Origin of the sequence: Vibrio sp. Vb1018, from assembly GCF_033338775.1 — a bacterium.
Taxonomy (GTDB): Bacteria; Pseudomonadota; Gammaproteobacteria; order Enterobacterales; family Vibrionaceae; genus Vibrio; species Vibrio alginolyticus.
Genome location: NZ_JAWOTI010000005.1, coordinates 139,701 through 152,664 on the forward strand (window position 1 = coordinate 139,701; position 12,964 = coordinate 152,664).

General features: G+C 42.7%; 13 protein-coding genes and 1 pseudogene. 8 read left to right on the top strand and 6 right to left on the bottom strand.

Annotated features, from left to right (window positions below):
* Position 1: 1 nt before the first annotated feature.
* Positions 2-322 (bottom strand): STAS domain-containing protein, encoded by a 321-nt coding sequence (locus tag R7Z10_RS07835; protein ID WP_017634929.1) that lies wholly within the window; start codon positions 320-322, stop codon positions 2-4.
* A gap of 422 nt (positions 323-744) precedes the next feature.
* Here R7Z10_RS07835 and R7Z10_RS07840 point away from each other — a divergent pair, with 422 nt between their 5' ends.
* Positions 745-1,590: a DNA ligase gene (locus tag R7Z10_RS07840; RefSeq protein ID WP_318104546.1), complete on the top strand. Its 846-nt coding sequence runs from the start codon at positions 745-747 to the stop codon at positions 1,588-1,590.
* Between the two features lie 15 nt (positions 1,591-1,605).
* On the opposite strand, the gene R7Z10_RS07845 is transcribed toward R7Z10_RS07840, so the two are convergent.
* Positions 1,606-2,604, bottom strand: a complete 999-nt coding sequence (locus tag R7Z10_RS07845; protein WP_031778966.1) for a DUF3080 domain-containing protein — start codon at positions 2,602-2,604, stop codon at positions 1,606-1,608.
* Between the two features lie 134 nt (positions 2,605-2,738).
* On the bottom strand, positions 2,739-4,109 hold the full coding sequence (locus R7Z10_RS07850; protein WP_005377626.1) for an MATE family efflux transporter: 1,371 nt from the start codon (positions 4,107-4,109) through the stop codon (positions 2,739-2,741).
* Between the two features lie 392 nt (positions 4,110-4,501).
* Between R7Z10_RS07850 and R7Z10_RS07855 the strand changes: the two genes are divergently transcribed.
* The gene (locus tag R7Z10_RS07855; RefSeq protein WP_005377625.1) at positions 4,502-5,113 is read left to right on the top strand and encodes a riboflavin synthase; all 612 of its coding nucleotides are present in this window, start codon (positions 4,502-4,504) and stop codon (positions 5,111-5,113) included.
* A gap of 75 nt (positions 5,114-5,188) precedes the next feature.
* Here R7Z10_RS07855 and R7Z10_RS07860 read toward each other — a convergent pair whose 3' ends face one another.
* Positions 5,189-5,383: a CPXCG motif-containing cysteine-rich protein gene (locus R7Z10_RS07860; RefSeq protein ID WP_005377624.1), complete on the bottom strand. Its 195-nt coding sequence runs from the start codon at positions 5,381-5,383 to the stop codon at positions 5,189-5,191.
* A gap of 253 nt (positions 5,384-5,636) precedes the next feature.
* The gene (locus R7Z10_RS07865) at positions 5,637-6,503 is read right to left on the bottom strand and encodes a fructosamine kinase family protein (protein ID WP_005377623.1); all 867 of its coding nucleotides are present in this window, start codon (positions 6,501-6,503) and stop codon (positions 5,637-5,639) included.
* A 224-nt stretch (positions 6,504-6,727) separates the two neighbouring features.
* On the opposite strand from R7Z10_RS07865, the gene R7Z10_RS07870 reads away from it, so the two are divergent.
* From R7Z10_RS07870 to R7Z10_RS07880, 3 genes are all read left to right on the top strand, one after another.
* Positions 6,728-7,702 carry a response regulator gene (locus tag R7Z10_RS07870; RefSeq protein WP_021033872.1) on the top strand — a complete coding sequence of 325 codons (975 nt, stop codon included), beginning with the start codon at positions 6,728-6,730 and terminating at the stop codon, positions 7,700-7,702.
* A complete protein-coding gene (locus R7Z10_RS07875; RefSeq protein WP_005389546.1) occupies positions 7,702-8,664 on the top strand; it encodes a GGDEF domain-containing protein in 963 nt (320 codons plus the stop codon). Before R7Z10_RS07870 ends, R7Z10_RS07875 begins: the two co-directional genes overlap by 1 nt.
* A gap of 190 nt (positions 8,665-8,854) precedes the next feature.
* The gene (locus R7Z10_RS07880) at positions 8,855-9,199 is read left to right on the top strand and encodes a DUF3802 family protein (protein ID WP_005377620.1); all 345 of its coding nucleotides are present in this window, start codon (positions 8,855-8,857) and stop codon (positions 9,197-9,199) included.
* A 44-nt stretch (positions 9,200-9,243) separates the two neighbouring features.
* Here the strand turns inward: R7Z10_RS07880 and R7Z10_RS07885 are convergent, their stop codons facing one another.
* A complete protein-coding gene (locus tag R7Z10_RS07885; protein ID WP_318104554.1) occupies positions 9,244-9,738 on the bottom strand; it encodes an NlpC/P60 family protein in 495 nt (164 codons plus the stop codon).
* Positions 9,739-9,872: 134 nt separating this feature from the next.
* Here R7Z10_RS07885 and R7Z10_RS07890 point away from each other — a divergent pair, with 134 nt between their 5' ends.
* From R7Z10_RS07890 to R7Z10_RS07900, 3 genes and pseudogenes are all read left to right on the top strand, one after another.
* Complete coding sequence (locus R7Z10_RS07890; protein WP_318104558.1) at positions 9,873-11,891, top strand: methyl-accepting chemotaxis protein; 2,019 nt, start codon at positions 9,873-9,875, stop codon at positions 11,889-11,891.
* 207 nt (positions 11,892-12,098) lie between these two features.
* Positions 12,099-12,518, top strand: a complete 420-nt coding sequence (locus R7Z10_RS07895) for an NUDIX domain-containing protein (protein WP_318104560.1) — start codon at positions 12,099-12,101, stop codon at positions 12,516-12,518.
* A pseudogene (locus R7Z10_RS07900) lies at positions 12,508-12,922 on the top strand (NUDIX domain-containing protein). The gene R7Z10_RS07895 and the pseudogene R7Z10_RS07900 overlap by 11 nt, the downstream one beginning before the upstream one ends.
* Positions 12,923-12,964 lie beyond the last annotated feature (42 nt).

The following is a 12,964-nucleotide window of genomic DNA, read 5'->3' on the forward strand; positions in this document are numbered from 1 at the left end:
TTTAGTGTCCTTTTGAGTTAACGGGAATGGCATGGTTGATACGAAGCAAGCTCATGATTTCTAAAGGTTGGCCTGATACGTTTTCAATACTCATGCTTCTTTCACGTTCAACTAGACGCTTATATAAGTAAACAATGGCACCAATCCCTGAAGAATCAAGAAATTGGACGTGCTGTAGGTTAATTTCGACTTCTTTGTGATGATTGTTGTGAATTACTTCATCAATGTGATGTTGTGCTTGTCGACAGCCACTTGCGTCTAAGTCACCAAAAAACTCAATGGCTAACTTGTCTTGATTGATTTCTAGTTTGCGTAATTCCATGACTCTGTCTCCGTTTGTTTTTCTAATTGGATATAGAGCAGGTAACGTGCCAATTTGAAATTAATGAAAAATCAAACAGTTAAATATTGTTAATGATATTGTTCAATTTGAGAAAGGACTGATTCTCAAATTGAGAATCAAAAATGCACAGAGAAATGGTTTGCTTATAAGAGGTGTTGAACCTAAAGAAGTCATTAGAGCGGGGGATCTCGTCATGATTAGATTCCAACTCGATTGACGAACCATCCGCCTTAAGTGAACAACGTGTAACGACTAAATGCAAAACCTGTCTAAAGTTTATGATTATCTTTGCAAATTATTACTAATGTTGATTGTTATGAGTCGAAGAACAACTAGTAATAAATAGGTCATCGAGAGGACTTACGTTTCAATAAAGACGATTTTTTGTACAAGGTCTTCTTATGCCATTAAAAATGACATTAATTGCGCTGGCTGTTATGGCAGCGTCTTCACAGCTTCAAGCGGATACTTCTCTCGCACCACCAGTTTCTCTTGCACAAAGCTATCATGATGGTATTGATGTGTCTGAATATTGGTATAGCGAAAAACTTGATGGTGTTCGCGCTTATTGGACTGGGCAACATCTCGTGACGAGAAATGGTAATCGAATCTACGCCCCAGATTGGTTTACAGGACCTTTACCTGATTATCCGTTGGACGGTGAACTTTGGGCTGGGAGAGGTAATTTCCATCTTGTTCAGCAAACGGTGTTAGATAAAACTCCTGTAGAGTCTGCTTGGCGACATATCGACTTTATGATCTTTGATATGCCATATTCCGCTGGTGATTATCGGAAGCGTTATTACAACATCAAAGACTTAGTGCTTGAAGTCGACCAGCCTCATATCAAATATGTCGAGCACCGAGCGATTCAAAATGAAGCTCATCTGTTTACACAGTTGGATAAAATTTCAATATCCGACGGTGAAGGGGTGATGTTGCGGAAGGTATCAAGCCGCTATCAGGCTGGACGCGGTAGTGATTTGCTTAAACTAAAACGATACTCAGATGATGAAGCGTTAGTTGTGGGTTATAAGCCAGGAACAGGGCGCTTGTTAGGTATGATGGGAGCAATGTTAGTTCGCTTACCAAATGGCATTGAGTTTTACATCGGTAGCGGATTTACCGATGAAGTACGTCGCCAGCCTCCGAAAATTGGTTCAACCATTACATTTAGATATAACGGTTTTACACATACTGGTAAACCACGTTTTGCTCGATTCTTGCGTGAAAGATTGAAGGAATAGAACGCTCTGCACTTACTAGTTGCCAACGGTTACGCCACATCGTTTGAAGAGACCCTGCCAAAACTGAACGTGGTTTAGGGTTTCTTGCCTAAATGTCCTATGTGCCTCAATGATGCCATACTGGTGACCATGGAGTTGCATACGGTTCTCCACCAAAGTGGCACCATCATTAAGTTGTTGATAGGTACTGTCTAAATAAGCCAAATAAGGTTGCACTTCTTCAACGTAAATGGATTGAAAGACATTTCTTAAGTAGCGGAACTGAGTGGTGTCTCTGTTCGGCCCGCACAATACATTGCTCTGGTTCTGCTCAAGTAGTTGAGTTGTCGCTTTTAACCAAAGGGATGTGTTTACCATTGAATAGTAAAGTCGTCCGAGTAAACGAGATTTCTCTAACTCTTCTTGATATTGCGTAACTTCCACATCGGGTAGACGTGAGACCGCGCGGTGGGGTAAATCATACATTTCGCTGAAAATACGATAGACATCGTTAATGCGTGCAATATCATTCGTCGTATTTTGAGATAGCCAATCAGAGGCAGTTAGTTGCTTTTGCATGGCGTCACTTACGAGTAGTAAGTTGTCGAGATGAATGTCTAAATGTTGCCACTTGGTTGAGTAAAGCTCTGTCAATGTCGCGCGTTCTTCATCGCTAAGTGGAAATTCGGATAAACATCGATGCATGACTCTTAAAAGGGTAGTTTGATAATCAAAATCATGAAAGGCATCCTGCACCTTTCCAAGTTGCGAGTTTTTCTCAGCAAGTAAATTGAAGAGTCCGCACTGTCGTAATTGATAGCTCTCTAGCAGGCCAATAGATAGCCTTGGCAATGGCTCGAACAAAACGCGTTTCGCAGGAATCGTTACCGTAGACTGTAATGTTATTGGAATAGCAGGAACGTCCAATACATTGGCTACACGTTGATGATACTTATCAAACATGGCGTTCTCTGGATTGAACCAGTTATCACAACCATTAAGAATCAAGATTAAGAACAATAAAATAGACCGCACAAATATCCTTTTTTATAACTTCGTATCCGTTGTCTAGAGAGCAAAATCAACCGCTTCGTAATCTTGTTATAAGTATACTCAACCGTGTGATTATTCGATCAAAAAAGCCAGCGGATGCTGGCTTTTTTTACTTTTTATTGAACTGAAAAGTTCAATTGCACTTCTGGCTCTTGGCGATGCATCCAACGCATTCTGACGCCTAACATAAAGGCCGCAGAAGATAGGCCGATGATAAAACCAAGCCAGAAGCCTTGTGCTCCCATTGGCTCAACAATCCAGTCTGTACGGCCAAGGACGTAACCAATTGGCAAGCCAAGAATCCAATAAGCAATAAAAGTACGGTTGAAGATGGCTCGCATGTCTTTATAGCCGCGTAATGCACCAGCTGCGATCACTTGAACCGCATCCGTACATTGATAAACAGCGGCAAACACGAGCAGGTGCATCGCCAGAGTGATGACCTCTGGGTTGCTAGTATAAAGCTCGGCGATCCACTCGCGAGACAAGACGGTTAAAATCGCTGTGAGAACGGACAAAGCTAGACCAACCATAATGCCGACTCGTGACGCTACGCGCGCGCCATCTACGTTTTCTTCACCAAGTCGATGGCCGACACGAATGCTTACTGCTGCACCAATACTCATTGGTAGCATAAATACCAACGAGGAGAAGTTAATCGCGACTTGATGCGCTGCCACAATGATAGGACCCAGTGGTGAAACGAGCAGTGCAACAACAGCAAACAGTGTCACTTCAAAAAACAGCGCTGCTGCAACAGGAAAGCCGAGCTTGAATAGACGAACTTGCGCTTTCCATTGTGGGCGATGCCATTCTCCAAATAGGTTGATGCTTTTCAATCGCTCTGATGTCATCACATACAGCAATAGCATGGCAAACATGACCCAGTAAACAATCGTGGTTGCTACACCACAGCCAACACCGCCTAATTCAGGTGCACCAAACTTGCCGTACACGAAAATCCAGTTTAGAGGAATGTTGAGCAGCAAACCGATAAAGCCAATAACCATTGCCGGTTTCGTCAATGACATACCATCCGTAAAGCTTCTAAGCGTTTGGAAAAGTAAAAAAGCGGGTACTGCTAATATAACGGCATGAATGTATCCCACCGTTTTTTCAGCCATCAGTGCTTCAACATCCATCAGCCCGAGAATAAACTGGGTTTGAAGCAGGACTGCAATTATCGGCACACTGATCAGCAATGCCAAAACGACGCCTTGCTGAATTTCAAACGGGATTTTCACTCGACGACCAGAGCCATTTAACTGTGCGACAACAGGGACCAATGCCATTAATAAACCCACCCCAAACAAAATGGATGGTAGCCAAATACTTGAAGCGACAGAAACCGCAGCCATGTCGGTGGCGCTAACGCCTCCAGCCATTACGGTATCAACAAACCCCATACCAGTTTGAGCGACAGATGCGATCAATACCGGGGTCGCCAATTTGATAAGACTTGATGCTTCTTCTTTATAGCGATGCACGAAAAATACTCCAGAGCGGAACAATAAGTTGAAAGAATGAGAGTACTCGAGGGCAAAAGATGTGGTGAACGGATCTGATGGTTGATTTTAGTCACGATAAGGTGAAAAAATGCCTCGGAGAAACTCCGCGCAAATGATAAACAATTGTATGTTTATATTCCATAGCTAGGTAGCGAATAGTCGATAACACTGACTGGACGCTCTCCACGCTAAGGATACGCTTTTACTGAGAACAGCAGCGAATCATGGTAATGTTGAAGCATGCATGAGAACAAACCAGTGTTCATTAAGCCATGGCTTTATCGTCTGCGGTCTTTATTTCCGACCTGTAGCGCAGTGTTTAGAGCTTAGTCTTCGACTACAGTTGGTATTAAATCAATAGGTAAAAAGAAATGTTTACAGGAATAGTTCAGGGTACGGCGAAGGTCGTTAAAATTGATAAAAAAGAACGCTTTCAAACGCACGTTGTCGAGTTAAGCGATGAACTTTGTAAAGGGTTAGAAATTGGTGCATCCGTTGCACACAACGGATGTTGTCTAACTGTGACTAAGATCGAAGGCAACCTTATCAGTTTTGATTTAATGCAAGCGACATTGGCTCTTACTAATTTAGGTCGGCTGGTGGAAGGGGATAGCGTAAACATTGAGCGCGCGGCTAAGTTTGGTGACGAAATAGGCGGGCATAGCATGTCTGGTCATATTAGTTTGACGGCAGATATTGTCGATATCATCGATACGCCCAATAACCGCACGATTTGGTTTCAACTGCCGCAAGAATCAATGAAATATGTATTAGCGAAAGGTTACATTGGTTTAGATGGCTGCTCGCTAACTATTGGTGAAGTTGAAGCGTGTCGTTTTTCGGTACACCTAATTCCAGAAACCTTGCAGCGAACGCTTTTCGGAGTGAGACAAGTAGGGGAGCGTGTTAATATTGAGTTTGATCCTCAGACTCAAGCAATTGTTGATACTGTTGAGCGCGTTCTTGCAGCAAAACAGCTTTAGAATGAGAAAAAGGAGCATAATGCTCCTTTTTCATTTAAGCGTTTTTATATTTCTGATGTTCACATGCTCGAGCTGTTATTCGTAATTGTCATCGATAATTAGTTCGACCTTATCTTGTAACTCATCCACTCGCATATTTAGGTGGATAGCGTGGCAACAAGCTGGGCAATCATCATAAAACTCTTGGTCACCATTACTTGCATCCAATGTAATGCCGATAGAGTGTCCGCAATGCGGGCACTTTACATACCTTTCGGTATAATTTTTCATACAACAACTCCTAATCTCGCAGGGCTTTTAAACACACTATTCATCAAGGAAGTACAGCCCTTTACTTACTTTGCCTACAAGGAAAATAGGCACAATCCAAAGTTAAGTCTCCTTTGATATTAGGTCGAGTTGTTGCTAATTGAGTCGAAATAAGTACAAAACTTGACCCCAAACTCAACCTTGAGCTTAGGGTGATCTTCTGTAGTGATGTGCCTCGAGATTTTACATATTGAAATATGCAGTGGCTTCCAAATTAATAAGAAATGATTTTATTAATAACCAGTTGAGCCTGTTCCAAGTAATGGCCGCCAAACAAATTACAATGGTTGAGAACATGGTAAAGGTTATAGATATCTTTACGCTCTTCATAGCTTGAAGAAAGTGGCATAACCGATTCGTAGCCTTGATAAAATTCTGGTTGAAATCCACCAAAAAGCTCCGTCATCGCAATATCACACTCCCTGTCCCCCCAATAGCACGCAGGATCGTAACAGATAGGACCGAATGCAGTGAGTGCCGCATTTCCATTCCATAAATCGCCATGCAACAAAGAAGGTTCCGGAGCATGGTTTGCTAGCCGCTGTTTTACGACATCGATAAAGTCATCGATATCAACCAAGGTGACGCCTTTTTCTTTAAGGAGCTGTAATTGCCATCCTATACGTTGCTCAGCAAAGAATACACACCATTTCTTGTGCCATTTGTTGGGCTGTAGAGTCGAACCGAGATAGTTGTCGGTATCAAAACCAAACTCTTTTTGCTCGCCCCACTGGTGTAGGTGAGCTAATTGTTGCCCAAATTTAAAGCTGTTGGGACCATCTTCTAATGGTTTCGTTGGAAGGTAGTTAAGAATTAGGAATGAGGCATTTTTGGTTTTACCAACCAATACCACCTCAGGTACAAATAGGGTGGATGTTTCACGCAAAAGATGCAGGCTTTCAGCTTCTACCTCAAATTTAGACAAAAACTCGCGATCGTTAATTTTCACAAAATAACGTTGCTCGCCATCATTGATCATGTAGCTTTCACTGATATCCCCACCAGACAGTCTTACTTTTTCCGTGATCTGGTAATCGAACAATAAAGTATCAGAAAGCTGTTGCGATATTGCTTGCCACATACAAAACCTCGCGAATCTATTTGACCACCAATAGTTTAGGATAAATAGCAGGGAGTTGGCGCTATGTTGAGCATACTTAGTAAAGAAACCTTCCTCTTAGTGTAGTCAATTTGTATAAATGTGAATCAAATCGCTTATAAGCCTCTGATTTGTTGGCTTAGCATATGGAGATGAACGTTTACAACAGGTATTATGATTTTTTTGACGTTAGTTCCATTGGTGGCATGAAAATACTGATATGTGATGACTCAGCTGTTGCAAGAAAGCTTATTGCGCGTTCTATCGTACAAGATACATCATTGCATCTTATTGAAGCGCAAGATGGTTATGAGGCGCTTAATATTCTTGCTGAGCAAAATATCGATATTTTGTTTCTCGATTTAACGATGCCCATAATGGATGGTTTTGAGGTCCTCGAATCATTACCTGTTAGTCAGTACCCGACCAAAATCGTCATTATTTCTGGAGATGTTCAACAAGAGGCAAAACAGCGCTGTCTCGATCTTGGTGCTCAAGCTTTTATCGCTAAGCCTCTGACAGAAGAGCAGGTGCTCCCACTATACGAACAATTAGGGCTGCATTATGCGTTCAAACCTAGTCATTCGGTTGATTCTAAAAACCAGGGTTGCGAAGAGCTTTCCTTACTAGCCAAATTCCGTGAAATTGCGAACATTGCCCTTGGTAAAGGGGCTGCGATTATGGCCGACCATTTACATGAGTTCATCCAACTTCCTGTTCCTCATGTTGGACCTTTGTCCTACGGCGAGCTTCATATGACACTGGTTGATGTGGTTGGGCGTGACAGTTCCGTTGCGGTAGCGCAGAGGTTTGTCGGTGGTGGTATTCACGGAGAGGCACTGGTGTGCTTACGTGGTAGGGATATCAATCAGATTGGGGAAAAATTAGGTTACCTCCTTGAGTTTACGCCTCATAATGAAATCATCTTGAATATCTCTAACCTACTGGTTTCGTCATTTCTCACGTCGTTAGGCGATCAACTCGACAAGCAGTTCTCACTTCGTCAGCCAGGCATTGTGGATACCTTAACACCTTATTGTGAAGAGCAAGGCGAGTTGGGTGAGCTCTTTACTATCGAATACACCTACATGGCAGAAGCGCTCGATTTCGAGTGCGAGGTACTGTTTTTAATTGATAAGCCATCCGTAGAAATAATCTATGAAATCATGGAGCTAATCTAATGTCCGATATCACGCTGGACATAGCAGACTTTCATTGGGTCACACAAATTCTCGATACGATGGATTCAGGGCTTATTGTTTTGGATCAAGAGTATAAAGTGTGTGTGTGGAACAGTTTTATGCAGTCATACAGTGGCATTCTATCACAAGAAATTCTTGGTGAATGTTTATTTGAGCATTTTGAAGAGCTGCCAAGAACTTGGCTAGAAACCAAGATAAAAGCTGCCGCCGATCTGGAAACTCGTTCTTTTTCTAGCTGGGAAAACCGACCGTATCTTTTTAAGTTCAACAATTTTTCTCCGGTTTCAAACAGCAGTGATTTTATGTATCAAGATATCGTGATCACGCCGTTAATTGGGCTTTCAGGAGAGGTCAGCCACATAGCGATTCAAGTCAATGATGTTTCTGAAACTGCGAGAAATCGCATTCATTTGAAAGAAACAAATCAACATTTGTCGGAAATCAGTCGCAAAGATGGTTTAACAGGTTTATTTAATCGCGCTTATTGGGAGCAATCATTGAAAGATGAGTTTGCTCACTTAAAAGTTATCGACGGACCATGCTCATTAGTAATATTCGATATCGACCACTTTAAGAAGGTGAATGATACTTATGGTCACCCGACAGGGGACGAAGTCATTCGTCGAACCTCTGCCTTGTTGAGAAAAACAGCAAGAAGCAGTGACATCTGCGGTCGTTTTGGTGGTGAAGAGTTTACCGTACTACTTCCTCACACAAACCAGGAGCAAGCTTGCTATTTCGCAGAGCGTTTGCGCAAAAGAATTGAGCAAGAGATCGTGAAAGTGGAAGATTTTTTGATTAATTACACGATAAGTATTGGTGTTTGCGAGTATAAGCCTTATTTTGAAACTCACACTCAATGGTTAAAGAGTGCCGATGCTGCGCTGTATCGTGCAAAAGAAAATGGTCGTAACCAAACCTGTTTGCATGAAAATGACTGAAATATAAAAAGGTTTGAAGAAACCCTGTATCCGAATTCAGTGAAGCAAAGCTCAATTGTTTGAAAATCATCCAGTTGGTTCGTGAATGTTTGTTAATATGAAATAAGTTAATGAAATTTTCTCGGCATGTCTTACTATTGAAACTATTCTGCTTTCAGCTTCGAAGGCTTGCAATAAACGGAGAAAAACAGTGGTTTTAGAAACCGATGGATATCTCGCTCTTATCGAGCACTTGTCTCTAAATCTAGATATTTTTACGACCGAAATTGGCGACACTGGATCCGAAAGCATCGAAGATGTTGTCACCGATATGGTGGCTTCAAACATCATGGCGATTTTTGAGCAAAATCCAGAACTTCACTCGAGCGTACGCTTCAAATTGTTGAAAGAGGCTGATGCAGTTGTTGAAGATCTTGGTGAGATATTGGCTGGGGTATGGCATAAAAAAGCGACCAATGAACAGATCACGTTCCTTGATGAATACATCGCTCTGGTCAAAAATCTGTTCGATAATGCTGTTGCGACTTACGACTGATATTGTTTTAACTTACAGCAATGTCCGGTTAAGAGTAAGAAGAGTTACATTGTAACTCTTCTTATTTGCCAAAACTTAGATGCCCAGTATGGGTTGTCGATTCTTGAAATAATCACACCTCTAGACGTCGATGCATGCATGAACTGCTTGTTACCCAAGTAAATTCCGACATGATAAGTTGTACGTCTTGTTTTAAAAAACACTAGATCCCCTTGCTTGGCATCCGTCCAACTTAACTCCACACCTTGCTTTGATTGCTGCCTCGTTGTCCTTGGTAACGAGAGCTGATAAGCCTCAATAAACGCTTTTTGTACAAATGCTGAGCAATCAATTCCAGATTTCTGTGTCCCGCCTAAGCGATAAGGCGTGCCGTGCCACTCTGTGTAAAACTCGAACAAGTCGGGGTTGTCCGACAATAGCTGATTTGTAGGTGCTGTCACTTGAGCTTGCTCACTAGGCTCAGGCCCAGAAGAGCAGGCGCTTAGTAGCACACTGATTATCAAAGGAAAATATACTCGACGCAAATCACCACCTGTCATCTCTATGACTCACAACTGAAATATTAGTGTCATAACCAATCCATAGTATGGGCTGCAAATCACGGTTTTGTCTCACAAATGTGACGGAATCACTGCAGAACCGATTCAACCTTAAGAAAGAATAAAAATTGATTATGGCAAAGCGAAAACGCTCACGCACATCACTTTCACTGATTCAGGCTGTCAGTGCAACATTTTTAACTATCATTGCTCTTGTTATAGCCCTTTCTGTCTCAAGTTTCAAAGGAATGGAACAGGTAGGGGAACAATTTGAAGACTTGTCGCAAAAAGCATTACCAATCGCGATGGCAAACGCAAAGTTAACCAGGAATGTATTGGAGATGGTTAAGCTACTCAACCATGGTATGCAGATTACTGAGCCGAAAGAGTTGCCTCTCATAAAAGAGCAAATCGACTCTCTTGCAACTCAAAGCACAACTTTGGTTGTGAAAGCGTCTGGTGTAGCTCAGCAACTCTCGGAGGAGTTAGACACCAAACTAGCGCGTTTACATAACATCACGCAGTCCATTTTGTTGAAGCAATCTTCGGTGATACAAATTCAAATGGATATTGATGCCGCTGTTGGTGGTTTTCGCTATGGGCTTAGCTCTATCGGCCCGGAAATGAATCGAATCAGTTCGTTCCTTAGTGCTGATAATCCTGAGTCGAGCGATGCCGCTAACCGTTTCATTGCTTCTGCAAGCTCAATGGAAAGTACGTTCTTAGTCATGATGATGCACTCAGAATTAAACAAAGCCGAAAAAGAATACCGAGAAATGCGAAATCGCATAGCAGGTATTAAACTCGCCTATGAAGACTTCCAATCTTTCCATCCTGAAGTAAGTGAATATGCAAGCTTAACCGCACCATATGAGATGGTGAAACAAGGCTTTAGTGAAAAGGGCGTGCTGCGTTTGATCCTCGCCAAACTAGAACAAGGGGAATTGCAACGTTCAGAGTTTAAACAGGCTTCGATGCTTGCGGATGAAACCATGCGGTTACTTGATCAAATCTCCCAAACCGCTGGTCAGTTGATCGATGAAAAGGAGCGGGTGGTCAACGAGACCATTGAATCGGTGAGCGTTGTGCTCGTGTTTGCGGCGTGTGTGATTTCTTTTATTATTCTGGTTACTTGGTTTAGTCTCAAGTCATGGACAAACCGAGGGTTAAGGAATGTACTAACGCGTCTTTCAGCACTTACCGAACATGATTTTCGTGACAAGGCAGAAGAAGTTGGCCCCTATGAGCTGAAAGAAGTAGCACGAAAGTTGAATCAAGTAATCGATTCCACACATGACTCCATTCAAACGGTGACGCGCAATTGTGAAACGCTTTATCAGACGGCAGAAGTAAGTCACAGTGCAGCCGAACAAACAAGTGATGGGTTGGCAACACAAAATGAAGCGTTGTCGAGTATGATCACGACCATAACGCAGCTTGAAGCCTCTATTCGTGAAATAGCAATGGTGACAAATGCATCTTCACAGGACTCGCTCCTTGCAACCCAACACACTGAAAAAGGGGTTCAAGTCGTGGAACAAAACCGCGAACGTTTGGAGTCATTAGAAAGCTCTTTGGATGTAAATGAACAGTCAATGTTAGAGCTAGACCAGCGTGTTAAACAGATTCGTGAAATGGTGGATATGATCAGTGGGATCGCGGACAACACCAACTTACTTGCTCTCAACGCGGCAATAGAGGCTGCCCGTGCTGGTGAGCAAGGGCGTGGATTTGCGGTTGTCGCTGATGAAGTTCGCAAACTTGCAAGTGATACCTCTCAACAAACTACGAGCATCCGAGAAATGATGAGCGAGCTTATTACTGCCGCAGAGCGCTCGCGCCAAGCAGTTAATGATTCAAGAGAAGAAATGACCCACGCGCTACAGTCCAGCAATGAAGTGAAATCGACATTCTCTGATATCAACCTCGCGGTTAAGCACATTCAAGAACGTGTTGAGCAAATCTCAGTTGCTACAGAAGAACAAGAACGAGCGACGGCAGATGTATCTCAATCCATCACACATATTTCTGATCTTGGCGAACGCACAAAGCTGCAGCTTGAGTCTATGGTTGAGAGTTCTGAGCAAGTGGCGGAAATTGCTGGGCACCAGCAAGCAATGCTGCACAAGTATGAGCTTCATCAGACCAAGTAAATGAGATGTTTCCACCGACTAAAAGCAGAACCTCGGTTCTGCTTTTTTGTTACGGCTACCCATTCAATGGCTCCTATTTGCATTGCAAGAGTGAGTTACATCTCATCTCGTTCATTTCTAAAGGGTTTAGTTATCACAACGTGATGTTAATGCTTTGTTCGAGGGACTCGTTGACTAGAATGTCGCCAGAATTCAAAGGAACGAATCATGCAGTTATCACAAAGAGCCAGCCTCATACTAGTTAATCATCACCAAGAGCTTTTGCTTATCCACCGCGTTCGAAACGACAGACAGTATTGGGTTTTCCCTGGCGGCAGTGTTGAAGCAGGTGAGAAGCCTGTTGAAGCTGCTAAAAGAGAAGCGCTGGAAGAAACCTCAATAGAACTTGGCTCGGTTAAGAAAGTTTTGGAACTCGAAAATCAAGGTCGCTTAGAAACCTATTTTCTTTCTTATGTAGGGAACTTAAAAGTGAAACTAGGGAGTGGGCCAGAGCAAATCAGAAAATCAGATGTTAATCAGTACCATTTAAAGTGGGTGCGTGTAGAGCAACTTCACTCGATTTCTTTATATCCAGAGAAAGCTAAAGCCCTTTGCTTGAAGCATAAGGAGTGGTTTTGTGATCGATAAAGTTTGCCCCCGTCGTTCTACGTAATCAAAATCAAGAGATCCTACTTTTTAAACATCCGTTGGCGGGTGTTCAGCTCGTCAAGGGCACTGTTGAAGTGTTTGATGAAAGTTACATCATAGCAGCCAAGCGGGAGCTCGCTGAGGAGTCTGGTATCACACATGTTCGTTCCGCACGATATTTATGCTCATGGGACAGTGGCTTTCAAAATCAAGTATGGCATTTTGTTTTGTGTGAGTGTGCTGATCTCGCTAATTCATGGCTGTTTCATACGCAAGACGATGGTGGACATGATTTCGCGTTCTTCTGGCACGATGTCGAGAGCGGCCTTCCCGCGAATGCACATACTGTGTTTCAGCGCGGGCTGGAAAAGGTACGAGAGTTGCTAAACCAAGGCGTGATTTAAAGGAGGATTCTGTCGTTGCATTGGCGGATTTGGGACAATGAC